The organism is Streptomyces sp. NPDC087215, assembly GCF_044744885.1.
Classification (GTDB): domain Bacteria; phylum Actinomycetota; class Actinomycetes; order Streptomycetales; family Streptomycetaceae; genus Streptomyces.
This window is the reverse complement of sequence record NZ_JBIUZD010000002.1, coordinates 603335-621131: the sequence shown is the minus strand read 5'-3', so window position 1 is coordinate 621131 and position 17797 is coordinate 603335. Positions and strand designations below refer to the sequence as shown.

Genomic DNA, 17797 nt, shown 5'->3' with positions numbered 1-17797 from the left:
CCTCCGGTGCGGTGCGGGTGCCGGACGTGACCGGTGGCTCGGGCACGGCCCGGGGTGCTTCCCGCACGGCTCCGGCCGACGGCGGGGGCGCGGCCCCGGTGGGCGGCGCCGCGTGCCCGTCCGTCGGCCGCGCCGGGTGCGGGTTCCCTACCGGTAGTCGTTCACGTCCGGTTCGCCGGTCTCGCCCGCCACGATGAAGGCCCAGGCGTCGGGCCGTGAGCCGTCCGCGTCGGTGAAGCCGTACTCCTTCGCCAGGGCGCCGCTGGAGGTGGAGCGGCCGTTCCAGCGGGCCCGGTCGGGGTCGGCGGCGAGGGCGGCGAGGGCCCGGCCCACGTAGACGGGGGACTCGGAGACCGCGAAGCCGGGGACCTTCTCGACGGCGTCCCGCCAGTTCTCCTCGGTGACCCCGAAGCCCGCGAGCATCTGCTCGGAGCGGAGCCAGCCGGGGGTGACGCAGACGGCGGTGCCGCCGTGGTCCGCCAGTTCCCCGCCGAGGCCGAAGGCCATCCGGACCGGGGCGCTCTTGGCGAGGTCGTAGAAGAGGTTCCCGCGGAAGCGGGTGCCGTTGTAGTCGGCGGTGCCGTCGGTGACCTCGACGACGAGTCCGCCGGGGTGGCGGATCAGCAGGGGGACCGCGAGGTGGGAGGTGATGACGTGGGAGCGGACGCCGAGTTCCAGCATCCGCAGGCCGTCGGTGAGGTCGATCTCCCAGGTCCTGCTGTCGAAGGTCTCGCCGATGAGGTGCTCGCCGCCCCAGATGTCGTTGACGAGGACGTCGAGGCGGCCCCGTTCCCGGTCGATCCGTTCGACCAGCGCCCGGACCTGTGCGGGGTCGAGGTGGTCGGTGGGGACGGCGATCCCCTCGCCGCCCGCGGCCGTCACCAGTTCGGCGGTCTCCTCGATGGTCTCGGTGGTCCGGCCGACCTCGCTGACCCTCTCCCGGGTGGTGCGGCCGGTGACGTACACGGTGGCTCCGGCGGCGCCGAGCTGGACGGCGATGGCCCGGCCCGCGCCCCGGGTGGCCCCGGCGACCAGGCAGATCCGTCCGCGCAGCGGCTTGGTTTCCGTCGTCTTCGTTTCCATGGGGTCAGCGTGGCAGGAATGCACGACACCTTCTGTCCGGATTCCTCGGGCTTTCCGGGTGCGTCGCGCGCGGCGAGCCGTGATGCTGGTCCCGTGATGGACGAGACCGAGTTCTGGGAGATCATCGACGCCGGGCGCGAGGCCGCCGAGGGAGACCCCGAGGAGCAGGCGGACCTGCTCGTGGAGCGGCTGACCGGGCTGGATCCGGACTCCGTGCTCGACTACGCGCGCCATTTCGAGGCCCGGTTCAACCGCGCGTTCCTCTGGGACCTGTGGGGCGCGGCGGCGGTCCTGTTCGACGGGGCGGGCGACGAGGTGTTCGACTCGTTCCGCTGCTGGCTCATCGGCCAGGGCCGGGAGGTGTACGAGGGCGCGGTGCACGATCCGGACGCGCTGGCGGAGCTGCTCGGCGACTTCGACGCGGAGATCGACGGGGACGGTGAGGAGATCGGTTTCGCGGCGGACGAGGCGTACGAGCGGCTGACCGGGGCGGAGACCCCGGACCTGGGGCTGCCGATGCCGGGCGCGGAGCCCTCGGGGACCCCGTTCGACCTGGCGGACGACGAGGTGCTCGCGGCCCGGTTCCCGCGTCTGTGGGAGCGTTTCGGGACGGCGCAGGGAGTGTAGGAGGAGGTCCGGTACGGGACCGGGGAGGTACGGACCCGGGCGCCGTCCCGCGCCGGGCCCGTACCGTTCGGGGGGTCAGCCCCGCGGCGGCCGGGGGTTCTCCTGGCGCAGGATCATGTCCGTGCGGGGCTGGAGCGCCGGGAAGAGCTGCTCGGGCTGCGGGATCGCCCAGTACTTCCCCTCGGCGACCATCTCGAAGACGCGCTCGGCGTGCTCCTCCGGGGTGAGGCCGTGCTCGTCGGCGAGGGCCTGGAGGTGCCCGTTGAAGGCGGTGACCTCGGGCGGGAGGCTCTCGCCGGGGCGGGCGGCCCGGAAGATCTCGCTCTTGACGGAGCCGGGGGTGACCACGGAGACCTGGATGGGGGCGCCCTTCATCAGCATCTCGTGGTGGAGCGACTCGGTCAGCGCGAGGGTGCCGAACTTGGTGACGCTGTACGGGGCCATGAGCGGGCTGGGGAGCATCCCGCCGACGGAGGACACGTTCACCACCCAGGCCTTCTCGCCGCGTTCCAGCATCCGCGGCACGAAGGCGCGGATGCCGTTGACGTAGCCGCCGATGTTGATCCGGAGCATGGCGTCCCAGCGTTCGGCGGGGATCTCCCAGGACCAGCCCATGGACATGATCCCGGCGTTGTTGACCAGCAGGTCGACGACGCCGAAGCGCTCGTGCGCGCGGTCCGCGAGGGCCGTCACGGAGGCGGGGTCGGCGACGTCGGTCACCACCGGCTCCACCTCGGCGCCGGTGGCCCGCAGTTCCTCGGCGAGGGCGGTGAGCCGGTCGGCGGCGATGTCGGCGAGGACCAGGCGCATCCCGAGCCCGGCGGCGTGCCGGGCGAGTCCCGCGCCGATCCCGGAGGAGGCGCCGGTGATGACGGCCGTACGGCCGTGGAAGACCTCGGAGGCGCTCATCAGAAGTGGGTCCCGCCGTCGACGCGGACCTCGGTGCCGGTGATGAAGCGGCCGTCGTCGGAGGCGAGCATGGCGACGACTCCGGCGACGGTCTCGGGGCCCGCGAAGCCCTGGCCGAGGGCGGGGGCGAGCTTCGTGAAGAGCGACATGTCGGCGTCGGCGGGCAGGCCGGGTCCGGAGGACCGGCGGCTGGCGCCGGAGCCGTCGGTCATGCCGGAGGAGATGGAGCCGGGCTGGACGGCGGTGAAGCGGATGCCCTGCTTGGCGTACTCGGCGGCGAGGGCGTGGGTCATGGACTGGATGCCGCCCTTGCTGGCCGCGTAGGCCGCCATGTAGGGGTGGGCGAACATCGCGGAGGTGGAGGAGAAGTTCACGACGGCGGAGCCGTTGCCCGCGAGGAGGGCGGGGATCGCCTCGCGGATCATGAGGAAGGTGCCGGTGAGGTTGATCCGGAGCACCTGCTCGAAGGCGTCGAGGCTGGTCTCGTGGGTGTGCGAGGAGCGCAGCACCCCGGCGGCGTTGACCAGGACGTCCAGCCCGCCGAGGGCCTCCACGGCGGTGGCGACGCCCGCGCGTACGGAGTCCTCGTCGGCGACGTCCACGACGACGGTGGTGAGGCGGTCCGCGGTGTCGCCCGCCTTGGCGGCGGTGTCCTTGAGGCCGTCCTCGCTGATGTCGGCGGCCACGACCCGGCCGCCCTCGGCGAGCACCCGCAGGACGGTGGCCTGGCCGATGCCGGAGCCGCCGCCGGTGATGAGGGCGCGGCGCCCTTCGTAACGGGTCAGCTGGTTCATTACGCAACCTCTCGATATCAAGATTCCGGGGAACGACTTTCCGGGGAATGTGGCCACCGTACGCCCAAGTGGCACGTTTTGCCAGAGATGCACGGCGTGCACGCTCAGCGGTCGTGGGCGTACGCTTCGTACGGTGAGCACCAAGCCCGCGGGCGCCACGCCCCCCACCAGGACGCTGACGGAACGCCGCAAGGCCGCCACCCAGCTGGACATCGCGCGCGCCGCCGCCGAACTCTTCACCGAGCGCGGACCCGACGGCACCACCGCCGAGGACATCGCCCTGCGGGCGGGCGTCGCCCTGCGCACCTTCTACCGCTACTTCCGCTCCAAGCAGGACGCCGTCGCCCCGCTCCTCGCGGGCGGCGCCGACCGCTGGCGCGCGCTCCTCGCCGCCGCCGATCCCGGCGCGGACCTCCCCGGCGCCCTGGAGAGCGCCGCCGTCGCCTCGCTCGCCGCCGACGACGACGAGGCGGCGGAGGGGCTCCGGTGGACCCGTGGACTGCTGCGCGCCGCGGCCGAGGACCCCGCCCTGCGGGCCGTCTGGTACCGGGTCAACCAGGAGTCGGAGGAACGGCTGCGCGAGGTCGTCGCCGGGCTCGCGGGCCCGGACGCCGACCCGCTGGAGGTACGGCTCGCGGCGGCGGCGGCCACCGGCGCCATCCGGATCGCCCTGGAGACCTGGGCCGAGGGCGACGCCCCCCTCCACGGCGAGGGCTCCCCCGCCTCGCTCGCCGTCCGCTGTCTGCGCGAACTCATGGGCGGGCTGCCGCTGTCGGCCCCGGGCGGGGAACTCAGGAACCGGTGAGCGACCGCCCCATCAGGACGTCGTCCACGTACGCCCCGCCGACGAACAGCTCACCCGGCAGGACCCCCTCGACCGCGAAGCCCTCGGAGGCGTAGAGCGCGCGCGCCGGGGCGTTGTGCCCGAGCACCCGGAGCGTCATCCGGACGGCGCCGTCGGCCCGCGCCCTGTCCATCGCCGCCCGCAGCAGCGCCCGCGCGACCCCCTGCCCCCGGGCGGACCCGGCGACGACGAGCCCCTGGATCTGGCGCACGTGCGCCGTCGCCGCGAGCGGGGTCGGCGGCGCCGCCCGGACGTACCCGACCACGACACCCGCGCGCTCCGCGACCAGATAGTCCTCCGGCCGGTGCCGCTCGTCGAAGAACGGCCCGTACGGCGGAACGGGCGCGGGCAGCACCGCGTGCAGCGGCGACCAGGTGACCCGGTCGAGCCCGGCGAGAGCGTCGTCGTCCTCGGGGGCGGCCGCCCGTATCAGCGTCTCCGGCACGATCATGAGGGCCACTGTGCCACGCGGCCCCCGAGAAGGGCGGGCCGGGAGGCGCCCCGGCCGCCGAAGAAGGTGACTGACGACGGCTCGCTGGACCCCGGCGGACGGGACGCCCCTCCGCCCGGGGAGGCAGGATGGCCCCATGCAGCGTTCCGCCTCCCGCAAGCGCGTCGCCGTCACCGGCGCCTCCGGTCTCATCGGCTCGGCCCTGGTCCGCTCCCTGCGCGCCGACGGCCACGACGTCCTCCGCCTCGTGCGCCGCCCGGCCCGTACCGCCGACGAGGTCGAATGGGACCCGAGACGGCTGTACGTCGACGCCGCCGGGCTCGTCGGCGTCGACTCCGTCGTGCACCTCGCGGGCGCGGGCGTCGGCGAACGCCGCTGGAACGAGGCGTACAAGCGGGAGATCCGGGACAGCCGGGTCCTCGGCACCACCGCGATCGCCCAGGCCCTCGCCTCCCTCGCCGAACCGCCGGAGTCCCTGGTGTGCGGCACCGCGCTCGGCTGGTACGGCGACACCGGCGACCGGCCCGTCGACGAGAGCGCCCCCGCCGGGACCGGCTTCCTGCCCTCCGTCTGCGTCGAGTGGGAGGGCGCCGCCGCCCCCGCCGAGGAGGCCGGCATCCGCGTCACCTACGCCCGCACCGGGCTGGTCGTCGCCCGTGAGGGCGGCGCCTGGGGGCGCCTCTTCCCCCTCTTCCGCGCCGGGCTCGGCGGCCGGATGGGCGACGGCCGCCAGTACTGGTCGTTCATCTCCCTGCACGACGAGGTGGCCGCCCTGCGCCACCTCATGGACACCCCCGGGCTCTCCGGCCCGGTGAACCTGACCGCCCCCGACCCCGTCACCAACCGCGAGGTCACCGCCGCGATGGGCCGGGTGCTGCACCGCCCCACCCTGTTCACCGTCCCCGCGCCCGCCCTCAGGCTGGTGCTCGGCGACTTCGCGCAGGACGTGCTGGGCAGTCAGCGGGTACTGCCGGGGCGCCTCCTGGAGACCGGGTTCACGTTCGCGTTCCCCACGATCGACGACGCGATCCGGGCCGCGGCGCGCTGACCGCGCCCCTCCCTCCCCCTCCTCCGACGCCCCTGCGCTCCCCCGTGCCGCATGTACCCCGCCGCGCGCGGATGGCACCCGTGGGAGCGCTGCCTACGCTCGACGAGAACGGCGTACTCGGGCATTCCGACGGCCCGTTGGGGGCATAGGCCCCCCACTGGCCGGGCCGACCTGGGGAGGGGCACGTGCTCAACAGCGCAGACAGCGCGCACAGCGCAAGGACCGCACAGCGAACGGACGTCGACGTCGTCATCGTGGGGGCCGGAGTAGCGGGGCTCGCCGCCGCGCACCGGCTCACCCGCGCCGGGCTCTCCGTCGCCGTCCTGGAGGCGGAACCCCGGATCGGGGGCCGGATGGCGACCGAGACCGTCGACGGCTTCCGGCTCGACCGGGTCGGCCCCCTGCTGACCCAGTCGTACGAGGAACTCCGGGCCGTCCCCGGGCTCGACGGCCTCGCGCTGCGCCCCTTCACCCCGGGGGTGCTCGTGCACAGCGACGGCCGGTACGCACGGTGGGGCGCCCCGCACCCGCGCCGGTCGGCGGCCGGGCCCCGGGGCACGGGCCACCGGAGCGTGGGGGGAGCGTTCAGCATGGCACGCGCCCTGGCGAGCGCCCCCCGGCATCCGGCGGCCTCGCTCGACCAGGCGCGCCTCGGCGCCTCGCTCGTCCGGCTCGCGGCGACCCCGACCGCCCGGATCCTCGCCCGCCCCGAGCGGACCGCGCGCGAGGCGCTGACCGCCCGGCTGCCCGCCAGGACCGTGCAGGGAGTGCTGCGTCCGCTGCTCGCCGCGCTCCTCGGCGACCCGGACCTCGGGGTGTCGAGCCGCCGCGCGGACCTGGCGCTGCGGGCCTTCGCCCGGGGCAGGCTGGCCGTCCCCGAGGGCGGTTCGGCGGCGCTGCCCGAACGGCTGGCGGCGGCGCTCCCGGCGGACACGGTACGGACCGGTGTCCGGGTCACGGAGGCGTCGGTCTCGCGGGTCAGGACGGCGGAGCACGGGGTGTTCCGGTGCCGGGCGGTGGTGATCGCCACCGGGGCGCGGACGGCCGCCAGGCTGCTGCCGGGACTGCGGACCCCGGCCTTCCACGGGGTGACGGTGCTCCATCACACGGCTCCGGCGGCGCCCACGGGTGACCCGACGCTCTTCCTGGAGTCCGACCCGGGCGGGCCGGTGTCCCACACCGCCGTGATGAGCGCGGTGGACCCGAGCCGGGCGCCGGAGGGCCGGGCCCTGATCACCTCGACGGTCCTCGGGACGGCGCCGGACGACATGGAACGGCGGGTCCGCAAGCACCTGTCGACGCTGTACGGCACCTCGACCGACGAGTGGGAGCTGCTGGCGCTGCGCCACACGCCTGACGCGGTCCCCGCGATGGCGCCGCCGCACGACCCCCGCCGCCCGGTCAGGCTCCTCGCGGGCCTGTACGCCTGCGGCGACCACCGGGCCACGAGCACCCCCCGGGGCGCCCTGGCCTCGGGCCACCGCGCCGCCGAAGCCCTCCTGGCGGACCTGGGCCTCCCTCCGGGAGAACCCCTGCGGGAGGAGACGGCCGCCTGAGACAGCGGGGGCGGCTGCCCGGACCGTACGGGGGGACCCGTACGGTCCGGGGTTCCGGGCCCTTGTGGACAAGGGCCCGGAACGACCGGGCGGGGCGTACGGGGCGGAGCCCCGGGAGCGCCCGCACACGGAGCCGAGGGGGCGGGGCATCCGGCCACGGGGGAATCGACCGCGCTCGGGTCGGTACGGAGCCGGGCCCCCGGGGTTACGGAAGGGCCGGAGCGCGCGACCCACGGTGAGCGACCGGGCCGGGCGCTCCGGTCCCGGGGAGGGAGTCGGCCGAGCCCGGTCCGTACGGAGCCGGGATCCCCGCCTCCTCACGCTCGGCACCGAAGGGCCCGAAGCACCCGGAGCACCCGGCCCACGGCCTCACGGAGCCGAGACCCGGGGTTCCGCCACGCGCGGCGGAGAAGCCGGTCCCGGGACCGGAGACGACCCCGACCGGGCCGGGGCTGGCCGCGCGCGGCGGAGGGCGAAGACCCGGCCCCAGGCCCTGTGAAGCGACCGGGTCGGGGCCTCACGGGTCGGGGGCACGTCCCGGCCCGTGCACACGGGGAGAGGGCCCGGCCGTCCTCTACCGAGAACCGGAGCGGGCCCGCGCACAGGCCCGGAGCATCCGGCCCCGGGCCCGGACGGCCGGGCCGGGCCCGGTGCGGGCGAGGTCCCTCTCCGTCGGCGCCGCGCGGCGCCCCCGTCAGCCGATCGCCGCGACCCGGTCGCGGTACGTGCGGGCCGCCGCCGCGTCCCGGTAGGGCTCCAGGCGGCGCTCGAAGTCGCGGACGTACTCGACCGCGCGGGCCGAGCGCATCTCGGAGGCCTGCTGGGCGGCCTCCGCGCCGAGCGCGCACGCCTGGTCGAGTTCCCCGAGGGCCAGCCGGGAGGTGGCCAGGACCACCCGGCAGAAGAGCCGGCTGCGGGCGAAGCCGGGGGCGCGGAGCTGGAGCGACCGCTCGGCGTGCTGGGCGGCGGTCCGGTACTGCTGGAGGTCCCGGTGGCAGTGCCCCAGCTCGTCGGCGAGCTGGGCCTCGTCGAACGTCCGGGCCCAGTGCGGCACCTCGTCGCCCGGCCGCGCCGCTTCGAGGGCCCGCTCGGCCCGCACCAGGGAGGCGCTGCACGCGCGGGCCTCACCGAGGACCGCGTGGCCGCGCGCCTCGACGGCGTGCAGCATCGCCTGGACGACGGGAGGCGCGGCGGGCCCGACGCCCTGCTGGGCGACCCGGGCCAGCTGCACGGCCTCGCGCCCGTGGCCCAGGTAGACGGCCTGGCAGCTCATGGTGAGGAGCACGTACGAGCCGTAGGCCCGGTCCCCTGCGGCCTGCGCCAGGCGCAGCGCCTGTACGAAGTAGCGCTGGGCGAGACCGTGGGCTGCGATGTCGTACGAGGTCCACCCGGCGAGCCGGGTGAGGTCCGCGACGGCGCCGAAGAGCCTGCGGCCGGTGGACTCCCCGTACGTGCCGCGCAGCATCGGCTCGGCCTCGTGCTCCAGATAGCGGACGAGGGCCTGCCGGGCGTGGCCGCCGCCGTAGGCGTGGTCGAGGGTGCGGAAGAGTTCGCCGACCGAGCGGAGGGCGGCGATGTCCCCGCCGGAGACCCGCTGGCCGGGGCCCCGGTCGGTGCCGCGCTGCCGGGGCACCGAGAAACGGCCCTGCTGGGGCACCCGGGGGTCCTGCGGGGCGCGCCCCTCGTGGCCCGCGCGGCCGGGGTCGTACGGTGTCCGCCCGTCGTGCGCCGCCCGGCCCTCGTAGGGCTGCCGTCCGTCCTGCGGGGCGCGGCCGTCGGCGGTCCTGAGGTCGTGTCCGGCGCCCGGGGTGCGGGGGTCCGACGGGAACCGGGGGTCGTACGGGAGACGGGTGTCGTGTCCGGCGCGGGCCGCGGCGGCGCCCGTGCGGACCGCGGCGGGCTGCGGCTCGCCACGGGCGACCCGGTCGTCGGCGCGGCCGATGAGCCAGTCGCGGCTGGGCACGACCAGGCCCGCAGGGGTGAAGGCGATCTTGCGCAGCTCGGCGTGGCTGCCGGAGTCCTTGCGCCAGAGCCCGCTGACGATGTCGACGGCCTCCTCGGGGGTGGCGGCGAACTCCAGGCCCGCGTACACCGGTGCGCAGGCGTCGAGGCCGAGGTCCTGGGCGGAGAGGCGGCGGCCGAGGCGGCGGGTGAAGACCTCCGCGATGAGCGCGGGTGTGGTGCCGCGCGGCTGCTGGCCGCGCAGCCAGCGGGTCACGGACGTCTTGTCGTACCGCAGATCGAGGCCGTGCTCCAGCCCGAGCTGGTCCACCCGTCTCGCGAGCCCGGCGTGGGAGAACCCGGCTTCGGCGATGAGCGCGGCGAGCTGGCGGTTCGGGATGCGCTGCGGGGGTCGTTCCGTCATCAGCTGTGCGGTCTCCTGCCTTCCGGGTCCTGGCGGCAGACCCGTCGGACCCTCATGGAACGGCGCGAATTTAGCGGTCCTCACGGCCCGTACTGCCAGCTTCGCCCCACATTCATCCGATCGTGTGAGGATTGGGGGCATCGCTGACGCGATGCCCCCGTCCACCTGCCGGAGGGGTGTTCCCACCGCCGCCGTACAGTGGCAGGGGCGCGAACGACGCAGGGTGTCGCACCGGTCCGGGACGATCCCCGGCCCCCGGTCCGCGGCGCCCCAGGAGGAGGCATGGCCGTGAGTGAGCTGCGATTCGTCCGCCTGGGATTCGGCGGGGAAGCCGTCGAATACCAGGAGGCCTGGGACAAGCAGCGCGAGGTGCACGCCGCACGGTTCGCCGACGAGATCGACGACACCTGTCTGCTCCTCGAACACCTCCCGGTCTACACCGCCGGGCGGCGCACCACGCAGAGCGAGCGGCCCCTCGACGGGACGCCCGTGGTGGACGTGGACCGAGGTGGCAAGATCACCTGGCACGGCCCCGGCCAGCTGGTCGGCTACCCGATCATGAAGCTGCCCCGGCCGGTGGACGTGGTCGCGCACGTGCGCCGTCTGGAGGAGGCGCTGATCCGCACCGCCGCCGAGTTCGGCCTGGAGACGAGCCGGATCGAGGGGCGCAGCGGGGTCTGGGTGCTCGGCGACCCGGTCGAGCTGCGCCCGTCGCCGGGCGGCCTGTCGCTGGACTTCGACCCGCGTCTGACCGACGAGGAGTTCGACCCCCGGCTGAACGGCCCGGAGTACGCCCCGTCCAACGCGGGCCAGCGGCGCGAGGACCGCAAGCTGGCCGCGATCGGCATCCGGGTCGCCAAGGGCGTCACGATGCACGGCTTCGCGCTCAACGTGAATCCGGACAACACCTGGTTCGACCGGATCATCCCGTGCGGCATCCGGGACGCGGGCGTGGCCTCGCTGGCGAACGAGCTGGGCCGGGACGTGCCGATCGCGGAGGTCCTGCCGGTGGTGGAGAAGCACCTGCGGGAGGTCCTGGGGGGCGCGGAGCCGAAGCCGCGCGCGATCGAGCGCCCGGCGGGGACGGTCGCGGCGGCGGCCCCGGCTCCCGCCGAGGACCCCGCTCCGGAGCCGGCCCCGGCCTCCGCTCCGGCCCCGGTCCCGGCCCCGGTCCCGGCCTGAGGAATGCGTGGCCCTGGCCAGAGGTTGGCCAGACGTAATAAGACATGGGAAGCAACGGCGTACCCTGGTGTGCGCCGAAGAATCGAAGCTACAGGAGCCGATGTGTCCGCAGTCGCACCCGACGGACGCAAGATGCTGCGCCTGGAGGTCCGGAACGCCCAGACCCCCATCGAGCGCAAGCCCGAGTGGATCAAGACCCGGGCGAAGATGGGGCCCGAGTACACGAAGATGCAGGGCCTCGTGAAGAGCGAGGGCCTGCACACGGTCTGCCAGGAGGCGGGCTGTCCCAACATCTTCGAGTGCTGGGAGGACCGCGAGGCCACCTTCCTCATCGGCGGTGACCAGTGCACCCGGCGCTGCGACTTCTGCCAGATCGACACGGGCAAGCCCGAGGCGCTGGACCGGGACGAACCGCGCCGGGTGGGCGAGTCGGTCGTCACGATGGACCTGAACTACGCCACCATCACCGGCGTCGCCCGCGACGACCTGGAGGACGGCGGCGCCTGGCTGTACGCGGAGACCGTGCGCCAGATCCACCAGCAGACCGCCGAGCGGGCCGACGGGCGCACCAAGGTCGAGCTGCTGGCCCCCGACTTCAACGCGGTGCCGGAGCTGCTGGAGCAGGTCTTCGACTCGCGCCCCGAGGTCTTCGCGCACAACGTCGAGACGGTGCCGCGGATCTTCAAGCGGATCCGCCCCGGCTTCCGCTACGAGCGTTCGCTCGACGTCATCACGCGCGCGCGCGACTACGGCCTGATCACCAAGTCGAACCTGATCCTCGGCATGGGCGAGACCCGCGAGGAGGTCAGCGAGGCGCTCCAGCAGCTGCACGACGCGGGCTGCGAGCTGATCACCATCACGCAGTACCTGCGCCCCTCGGTCCGGCACCACCCCGTGGAGCGCTGGGTGAAGCCGCAGGAGTTCGTGGAGCTGAAGGAGGAGGCCGACGAGATCGGCTTCTCGGGCGTGATGTCGGGCCCGCTCGTCCGTTCCTCGTACCGGGCCGGGCGGCTGTACCTGCAGGCCATGGAGAAGCGGGCGTCCACGCAGGGCGTGTGAATCCGAGCACAAGCGGTTACCGGCCAGTAGGGCCCGGATCGGACGCGGCCCGTACGACCCCGCAGCTCAGCGGGGGCGTACGGGCCGCGTCGTTGTGCGCCCGTTCCCCCGACCCGCCCCATCAACGTTTCATCAGTGTTTGACCACCGGGTCACGTGCTGGTAACACCGATCTGTGAGCCTGGTTCCACCCCACCGCGACCACCCGCTCACGTCCCCCGCCTCGCCTCACCCGTCATCGAGGAAGGACCCCGACATGCCGGCCGCATCGACGCACGTGCGCGTCACCGCGATCCCGTCCGTCACCGACGCCCTGAAGGCCGTGGAGGCGCTGTTCCTCGGCGCCGGACAGCGCACCGCCCGGCGGAACGCCTGGAACTCGGTCCTGGAGGACCGCCGCCGCGCCAAGGACCGGGTCGAGGCCCAGCACGTGATGGAGGCCGCGTCGGGCCGGACCTCCCGGGCCACGTAAACTTCAGAGCATGGCGAGGAAGGCAAACACGGGCAGCGCTGACGCTGCGAACCAGGGGCGGCTCAAGCAGATCGCCCTCACGTACAAGATGACCCGGAAGGCCGACCCGAAGGTCGGACTTGTCGTCGCCGGCGTGGGCATCGTCGTACTCGGTGTCCTCCTCGGAATCGGCTTCCTCATCGGGCATCCGGTCTACCTGGGCATCCTGGGCTTCGTCCTGGCGCTCCTGGCGGCGGCCATCGTCTTCGGACGACGTGCCGAGCGCGCGGCCTTCGGGCAGATGGAGGGCCAGCCGGGCGCTGCGGCGGCGGTGCTGCAGAACGTCGGACGCGGCTGGACGACGACCCCCGCGGTCGCGATGAACCGCAGCCAGGACGTCGTCCACCGGGCCGTCGGCCGGGCGGGCATCGTGCTGGTGGCCGAGGGCAACCCGAACCGGGTCAAGACGCTCCTGGCGGCCGAGAAGAAGCGGATGAACCGCGTCGTGCTCGACGTACCGGTGCACGACCTCATCGTCGGCAACGACGAGGGTCAGGTGCCGCTGAAGAAGCTCCGCACCACCATGCTCAAGCTGCCCCGGGTACTCACCGGCCCGCAGGTGACGGCGGCCAACGACCGACTGCGGGCGATGGGCGACCTGATGAGCAACATGCCCCTGCCGAAGGGGCCTATGCCGAAGGGCATGCGAATGCCTCGGGGCGGAAAGATGGGCTGACGCGCTCCCGGCATGACACACGAGGGGCCCCGGACCGTGGAGACGGTCCGGGGCCCTTCGTCATGGGCACGAGCCCGCGTACGTACGAGTCGACAGGTGTACGTACGAATCCGTGTACGGCACGCGTGGCCTTGCGTACGGGCCCGCGTGCGTACCGGGGGGCCGACGGATCAGATGCGGACCTGGACGGCGCCGGAGAGCCGGTCGTGGAGGCCCCGCCCGTCGCGGTCCCAGATGAGCGCCGGGATCGCCAGGCAGACGAGCAGCGAGCGCAGCGCGACGCGCGGGAGGCCGAGGCGCCCGCCGCGCGCCGAGACGACCCGCAGGCCGAAGAGGCGCTTGCCGGGCGTCGAGCCCACGGTGCCGACCGTCAGGACGCTCAGGACGAGCAGGATGACGAGGGCCCAGTTGCCGGTGGCCTGGTTGTAGCCGTTGGTGATCAGGCCGTATGCGATCAGCGTGCAGAGGGCCCAGTCGACGGCGAGGGCGCCGAGACGCCGCCCGGGACGGGCGATCGAACCGGGGCCCTCCTCGGGCAGCCCCAGCTGCTGACCGCGGTAGCCGAAGTCGACGCCTGCGTCCTCGGCCGCCGCGCGGGGGCCGGAGAGCCAAGATCCGAGTGCTTGCCTGTTGTCCACCCGACCACGGTACTGTGCCCGTTTTCGATCACTTGGGCCCGGGTGGGCGAAGCCCGGATCGAGCGGGCGGTACGGGGACGGCGGGCGGGCCGGAGCACGGTACGGCCCCGGGAGACACCCACCCCGGTTAACTTCGACGAAACAATTGGGTCATGCTTGAGAAATCCCGTCTGCCTATGGTCGGGTCCAGCGTGGGCCACCGCACCGGCCGCACGACCGAGCTGCAACCCCGCCCCTCCCCGGGCCGGGAGTAGGAGGAGTTGGATGTCCGAGAAGCACGGGTTCCAGAACGCCGACGAGGTCAACAAGTTCATCAAGGACAACGACGTCAAGATGGTCGACGTCCGGTTCTGTGACCTCCCGGGCGTGATGCAGCACTTCTCGATCCCGGCCACGGCCTTCGACCCGTCGGAGGAGCTCGCGTTCGACGGTTCGTCGATCCGCGGCTTCCAGGCCATCCACGAGTCCGACATGTCGCTCCGCGCCGACCTGTCGACGGCCCGTGTGGACCCCTTCCGCCGCGACAAGACGCTCAACATCAACTTCTTCATCCACGACCCGATCACGGGCGAGCAGTACAGCCGCGACCCGCGCAACATCGCGAAGAAGGCCGAGGCGTACCTCGCCTCCACCGGCATCGCCGACACCGCGTACTTCGGCCCCGAGGCCGAGTTCTACGTCTTCGACTCGGTCCGCTTCGAGACCTCGGCGAACCAGGGCTTCTACCACATCGACTCCGAGGCCGGAGCCTGGAACACCGGTTCGGAGGAGAACAACCGCGGCTACAAGGTCCGTTACAAGGGCGGCTACTTCCCGGCCCCGCCGGTCGACCACTTCGCGGACCTGCGCGCGGAGATGTCCCTGGAGCTGGAGCGGGTCGGCCTCCAGGTCGAGCGCCAGCACCACGAGGTCGGCACCGCCGGTCAGGCCGAGATCAACTACAAGTTCAACACGCTGCTGGCCGCGGCCGACGACCTGATGCTGTTCAAGTACATCATCAAGAACGTCGCCTGGCGCAACGGCAAGACCGCGACCTTCATGCCGAAGCCGATCTTCGGCGACAACGGCTCGGGGATGCACGTCCACCAGTCGCTGTGGGCCAACGGCGACCCGCTGTTCTACGACGAGACGGGCTACGCGGGCCTCTCGGACACCGCCCGCTACTACATCGGCGGCATCCTCAAGCACGCCCCGTCGCTGCTCGCCTTCACCAACCCGACGGTGAACTCGTACCACCGCCTGGTGCCGGGCTTCGAGGCCCCGGTCAACATGGTGTACTCGCAGCGCAACCGCTCCGCCGCCATGCGCATCCCGATCACGGGCTCGAACCCGAAGGCCAAGCGCGTCGAGTTCCGCGCGCCGGACCCGTCCTCGAACCCGTACCTCGCCTTCTCGGCGCTGCTCCTCGCGGGCCTCGACGGCGTCAAGAACAAGATCGAGCCGATGGAGCCGATCGACAAGGACCTCTACGAGCTGGCTCCCGAGGAGCACGCCAACGTCCCCCAGGTCCCCACCAACCTGGAGGCCGTCCTCACCGCCCTGGAGGAGGACAACGAGTACCTCCAGGCCGGCGGCGTCTTCACCTCGGACCTGATCGAGACCTGGATCGACTACAAGCGCGTCAACGAGATCGCCCCGATCCAGCTCCGCCCGCACCCGCACGAGTTCGAGCTGTACTACGACCTGTAGGCCGCACACGCTCCACGAAGGCCGCCGCCCCTCACCGGGGGCGGCGGCCTTCGCCGTTCACCGGCCCCGGGTTCAGCGGCCGTAGCGGATCAGGGTGCGGACCATGCGGCAGGTGGTGTCGGAGGGCGGGTGGATGCCCAGGGTGGTGGCCGTGGTGCGTATCTTCGTGTTCGTCGCCTTCGACGGGATGTAGACGCCCGCGTCGAGGAGGGCGATGGCCAGGCGCATGGCCTTCAGGCGCCTGTTGTGCGACACGTACCACTCGCGGGGGCGGCCCGCCGGGAGCGGCTGTCTGCGCAGGGGCTTCCAGGGTTCGAGGGACGGTGTCCGGATCACGGCGAGAGCCATGGGCTACCTCCTGGCGAACGGCGGGGTGCGGGCCCTCCCCGGGACCCTCACCTTCACCCCCCATTTTAGTGCCCCCCACTGACAATCGCCCCTGGCCAGGCAGGGTTTGGGGGGTGGTGGAGCAGGTCTTGGGGGGTACCGTACGGGTCATGGAGATCTGGATCAATCCCGCCTGTTCCAAGTGCCGTGGAGCCCTCGCGCTGCTCGACGCCGAGGGCGTCGACTACACCGTCCGGCGCTATCTGGAGGACGTCCCCACCTCCGAGGAGATCCGGGGCGTGCTGGACCGGCTCGGGCTCGAACCGTGGGACATCGCCCGGACCCAGGAGTCCGTCGCCGGGGAGCTCGGGCTGGAGGAGTGGGGGCGCGACGCCGCCCACCGCGACCGGTGGATCGACGCCCTGTCCGCCCATCCCCGGCTGATCCAGCGGCCCATCATCACCGCCGAGGACGGCACCGCCGTCGTCGGCCGGTCCGAGGAGGCCGTCAGGGACGCCCTCTCCCGTCGGCTCCCGTGACCTCTCCCGCCCCGGCGGACCCGCCCGGTGGGCTCGGGGGCGATCTGCATCTCGATCTGAGCGGGGCCGGGAGCCGTCGGGCCGCGCTCATCGGGGCGCTGCGCGAGGCCGTGCGCCACGGGCGGCTCGCCCCCGGCACCCCGCTGCCGCCCTACCGGACGCTCGCCGCCGATCTCGGCGTCGCCCGCAACACCGTCGCCGACGCCTACGCCGAACTGGTCGCCGAGGGCTGGCTCACCTCCCGTCAGGGCTCCGGCACCCGGGTCGCCGAGCGGGTCGCCGCGCCCTCCCCCGGGCCCGTACGGCCCGCCGTGCCGCCGCCCCTCCCGTACGACCTCGTGCAGGGCAAGCCCGATCCCGCCGCCTTCCCGCGCGCCGCCTGGCTCGCGGCCGCCCGGCGGGCGCTGACCGACGCGCCCGACGAGGCCTTCGGGATCGGTGACCCGTACGGCCGGATCGAGTTGCGGCGGGCGCTCGCCGAGTACCTCGCGCGCGTCCGGGGCGTCCGGACCTCCCCGGAGCGGATCGTGATCTGCTCGGGCGCCGCGCACGCCCTGCGGCTGCTCGCGCGGGTCCTGGGCGCGGGCCCGTGGGCCGTCGAGGCCTACGGGCTCCCCTTCCACCGGGGGCTCCTCGCCGGGGCCGGGGTCGCCACCGTGCCCGTCGCCGTCGACGCCGAGGGGGCGCGGACCGCCGACCTCCCCCGTCACGCCCGCGCGGTGCTCCTCACCCCGGCCCACCAGTTCCCCACCGGCGGACCTCTGCACCCCGGGCGCCGGACCGGCGCCCTGGAGTGGGCACGGGCCTCCGGCGGGCTGGTCGTCGAGGACGACTACGACGGGGAGTTCCGCTACGACCGGCGGCCGGTGGGCGCGGTACAGGCGCTCGATCCCGACCGGGCCGTCCTCCTCGGGTCCGTCAGCAAGAGCCTCTCCCCCGCGCTGCGGATCGGCTGGATGTGCCTGCCGGGTTCCCTGGTGGAACCGGTCGTCGCCGCGAAGGGGCTGCGCGAGCCGCACACCTCCGCCGTGGACCAGCTGACCCTCGCGGAGTTCCTCGTCTCCGGCGGGTACGACCGGCACGTCCGGCGGATGCGGCAGCGGCACCGGGCCCGCCGCGACCGGCTCGTGGCGGTGCTCGCCGAGCGGGTTCCGGAGGTGCGGGTGACGGGGATCGCCGCCGGGCTGCACGCCGTGGTGGAACTGCCGCCCGGCACGGAACGGGCGGTGCTCGCCGCCGCCGCCCGGCACGGGGTCGCCGTCGAGGGCCTCGCCCCCTACCGGCATCCCGACGCGGAACCCCTGCCCGAAGGTCTCCCCGACGGCCTCGTCGTCGGATACGCCACCCCGCCGGAACGGTCGTACGGCCCCGCCCTGGACGCCCTGTGCGCGGCCCTGCGGGAGGCCCTGGAAGAGGACCGGGCCCGCTAGCCTCCCGCAGGGGAGGGCGCGGTGGGATCCGGCCCCGTGGCGGGTGGCCTTGGCGCGGGGCCGTCCGGGG

18 protein-coding genes are annotated in these 17797 nt (G+C 73.9%); 11 read left to right on the top strand and 7 right to left on the bottom strand.

Features of this window, described 5'->3' with window-relative positions:
* Positions 1 to 147: 147 nt before the first annotated feature.
* Complete coding sequence (locus ACIO92_RS07400; protein ID WP_401235835.1) at positions 148 to 1083, bottom strand: SDR family oxidoreductase; 936 nt, start codon at positions 1081 to 1083, stop codon at positions 148 to 150.
* Positions 1084 to 1179: 96 nt separating this feature from the next.
* Between ACIO92_RS07400 and ACIO92_RS07395 the strand changes: the two genes are divergently transcribed.
* The gene (locus ACIO92_RS07395) at positions 1180 to 1710 is read left to right on the top strand and encodes a DUF4240 domain-containing protein (protein ID WP_366441673.1); all 531 of its coding nucleotides are present in this window, start codon (positions 1180 to 1182) and stop codon (positions 1708 to 1710) included.
* Positions 1711 to 1785: 75 nt separating this feature from the next.
* Here ACIO92_RS07395 and ACIO92_RS07390 read toward each other — a convergent pair whose 3' ends face one another.
* Both ACIO92_RS07390 and ACIO92_RS07385 read right to left on the bottom strand, forming a co-directional pair.
* Entirely contained in the window at positions 1786 to 2619 is an 834-nt protein-coding gene (locus tag ACIO92_RS07390) for an SDR family NAD(P)-dependent oxidoreductase (RefSeq protein WP_366441527.1), read from the bottom strand.
* On the bottom strand, positions 2619 to 3413 hold the full coding sequence (locus ACIO92_RS07385; RefSeq protein ID WP_366441526.1) for an SDR family oxidoreductase: 795 nt from the start codon (positions 3411 to 3413) through the stop codon (positions 2619 to 2621). Before ACIO92_RS07385 ends, ACIO92_RS07390 begins: the two co-directional genes overlap by 1 nt.
* A gap of 133 nt (positions 3414 to 3546) precedes the next feature.
* Between ACIO92_RS07385 and ACIO92_RS07380 the strand changes: the two genes are divergently transcribed.
* Positions 3547 to 4218, top strand: coding sequence for a TetR/AcrR family transcriptional regulator (locus ACIO92_RS07380; RefSeq protein WP_401235837.1), 672 nt, complete (start codon positions 3547 to 3549; stop codon positions 4216 to 4218).
* On the opposite strand, the gene ACIO92_RS07375 is transcribed toward ACIO92_RS07380, so the two are convergent.
* A complete protein-coding gene (locus ACIO92_RS07375; protein WP_366441524.1) occupies positions 4205 to 4708 on the bottom strand; it encodes a GNAT family N-acetyltransferase in 504 nt (167 codons plus the stop codon). The two genes, ACIO92_RS07380 and ACIO92_RS07375, sit on opposite strands and share 14 nt — an antisense overlap.
* Before the next feature lie 136 nt (positions 4709 to 4844).
* Here ACIO92_RS07375 and ACIO92_RS07370 point away from each other — a divergent pair, with 136 nt between their 5' ends.
* Both ACIO92_RS07370 and ACIO92_RS07365 read left to right on the top strand, forming a co-directional pair.
* On the top strand, positions 4845 to 5756 hold the full coding sequence (locus tag ACIO92_RS07370) for a TIGR01777 family oxidoreductase (RefSeq protein ID WP_401235839.1): 912 nt from the start codon (positions 4845 to 4847) through the stop codon (positions 5754 to 5756).
* Between the two features lie 185 nt (positions 5757 to 5941).
* Complete coding sequence (locus ACIO92_RS07365) at positions 5942 to 7312, top strand: NAD(P)/FAD-dependent oxidoreductase (protein ID WP_402279496.1); 1371 nt, start codon at positions 5942 to 5944, stop codon at positions 7310 to 7312.
* 694 nt (positions 7313 to 8006) lie between these two features.
* Here ACIO92_RS07365 and ACIO92_RS07360 read toward each other — a convergent pair.
* On the bottom strand, positions 8007 to 9677 hold the full coding sequence (locus ACIO92_RS07360; protein ID WP_366441521.1) for a regulator: 1671 nt from the start codon (positions 9675 to 9677) through the stop codon (positions 8007 to 8009).
* Positions 9678 to 9965: 288 nt separating this feature from the next.
* Here ACIO92_RS07360 and lipB point away from each other — a divergent pair, with 288 nt between their 5' ends.
* From lipB to ACIO92_RS07340, 4 genes are all read left to right on the top strand, one after another.
* Positions 9966 to 10859, top strand: coding sequence for a lipoyl(octanoyl) transferase LipB (gene lipB / locus ACIO92_RS07355; RefSeq protein ID WP_366441520.1), 894 nt, complete (start codon positions 9966 to 9968; stop codon positions 10857 to 10859).
* A 102-nt stretch (positions 10860 to 10961) separates the two neighbouring features.
* Entirely contained in the window at positions 10962 to 11918 is a 957-nt protein-coding gene (gene lipA, locus ACIO92_RS07350) for a lipoyl synthase (RefSeq protein ID WP_366441519.1), read from the top strand.
* A gap of 255 nt (positions 11919 to 12173) precedes the next feature.
* Positions 12174 to 12389 carry a hypothetical protein gene (locus ACIO92_RS07345; protein ID WP_366441518.1) on the top strand — a complete coding sequence of 72 codons (216 nt, stop codon included), beginning with the start codon at positions 12174 to 12176 and terminating at the stop codon, positions 12387 to 12389.
* 10 nt (positions 12390 to 12399) lie between these two features.
* Positions 12400 to 13104 (top strand): DUF4191 domain-containing protein, encoded by a 705-nt coding sequence (locus ACIO92_RS07340; RefSeq protein WP_351779616.1) that lies wholly within the window; start codon positions 12400 to 12402, stop codon positions 13102 to 13104.
* A gap of 170 nt (positions 13105 to 13274) precedes the next feature.
* On the opposite strand, the gene ACIO92_RS07335 is transcribed toward ACIO92_RS07340, so the two are convergent.
* Positions 13275 to 13742, bottom strand: coding sequence for an RDD family protein (locus ACIO92_RS07335; RefSeq protein WP_366441517.1), 468 nt, complete (start codon positions 13740 to 13742; stop codon positions 13275 to 13277).
* 264 nt (positions 13743 to 14006) lie between these two features.
* Between ACIO92_RS07335 and glnA the strand changes: the two genes are divergently transcribed.
* Entirely contained in the window at positions 14007 to 15431 is a 1425-nt protein-coding gene (glnA, locus tag ACIO92_RS07330) for a type I glutamate--ammonia ligase (RefSeq protein ID WP_366441516.1), read from the top strand.
* 72 nt (positions 15432 to 15503) lie between these two features.
* On the opposite strand, the gene ACIO92_RS07325 is transcribed toward glnA, so the two are convergent.
* A complete protein-coding gene (locus ACIO92_RS07325) occupies positions 15504 to 15779 on the bottom strand; it encodes a hypothetical protein (protein WP_366441515.1) in 276 nt (91 codons plus the stop codon).
* A gap of 149 nt (positions 15780 to 15928) precedes the next feature.
* Between ACIO92_RS07325 and ACIO92_RS07320 the strand changes: the two genes are divergently transcribed.
* Together ACIO92_RS07320 and ACIO92_RS07315 are read left to right on the top strand one after the other, a co-directional pair.
* Positions 15929 to 16297 (top strand): arsenate reductase family protein, encoded by a 369-nt coding sequence (locus tag ACIO92_RS07320; RefSeq protein WP_402279504.1) that lies wholly within the window; start codon positions 15929 to 15931, stop codon positions 16295 to 16297.
* A complete protein-coding gene (locus tag ACIO92_RS07315; protein WP_402279507.1) occupies positions 16294 to 17727 on the top strand; it encodes a PLP-dependent aminotransferase family protein in 1434 nt (477 codons plus the stop codon). Before ACIO92_RS07320 ends, ACIO92_RS07315 begins: the two co-directional genes overlap by 4 nt.
* Positions 17728 to 17797 lie beyond the last annotated feature (70 nt).

Coding starts and splice junctions, on each gene's coding strand:
- ACIO92_RS07390 (WP_366441527.1), bottom strand. CDS start 2,619: ATGAGCGCCTCCGAGGTCTTCCACGGCCGTACGGCCGTCATCACCGGC.
- ACIO92_RS07340 (WP_351779616.1), top strand. CDS start 12,400: ATGGCGAGGAAGGCAAACACGGGCAGCGCTGACGCTGCGAACCAGGGG.
- ACIO92_RS07395 (WP_366441673.1), top strand. CDS start 1,180: ATGGACGAGACCGAGTTCTGGGAGATCATCGACGCCGGGCGCGAGGCC.
- glnA (WP_366441516.1), top strand. CDS start 14,007: ATGTCCGAGAAGCACGGGTTCCAGAACGCCGACGAGGTCAACAAGTTC.
- ACIO92_RS07385 (WP_366441526.1), bottom strand. CDS start 3,413: ATGAACCAGCTGACCCGTTACGAAGGGCGCCGCGCCCTCATCACCGGC.
- ACIO92_RS07325 (WP_366441515.1), bottom strand. CDS start 15,779: ATGGCTCTCGCCGTGATCCGGACACCGTCCCTCGAACCCTGGAAGCCC.
- ACIO92_RS07370 (WP_401235839.1), top strand. CDS start 4,845: ATGCAGCGTTCCGCCTCCCGCAAGCGCGTCGCCGTCACCGGCGCCTCC.
- ACIO92_RS07400 (WP_401235835.1), bottom strand. CDS start 1,083: ATGGAAACGAAGACGACGGAAACCAAGCCGCTGCGCGGACGGATCTGC.
- ACIO92_RS07360 (WP_366441521.1), bottom strand. CDS start 9,677: ATGACGGAACGACCCCCGCAGCGCATCCCGAACCGCCAGCTCGCCGCG.
- ACIO92_RS07375 (WP_366441524.1), bottom strand. CDS start 4,708: ATGATCGTGCCGGAGACGCTGATACGGGCGGCCGCCCCCGAGGACGAC.
- ACIO92_RS07320 (WP_402279504.1), top strand. CDS start 15,929: ATGGAGATCTGGATCAATCCCGCCTGTTCCAAGTGCCGTGGAGCCCTC.
- ACIO92_RS07345 (WP_366441518.1), top strand. CDS start 12,174: ATGCCGGCCGCATCGACGCACGTGCGCGTCACCGCGATCCCGTCCGTC.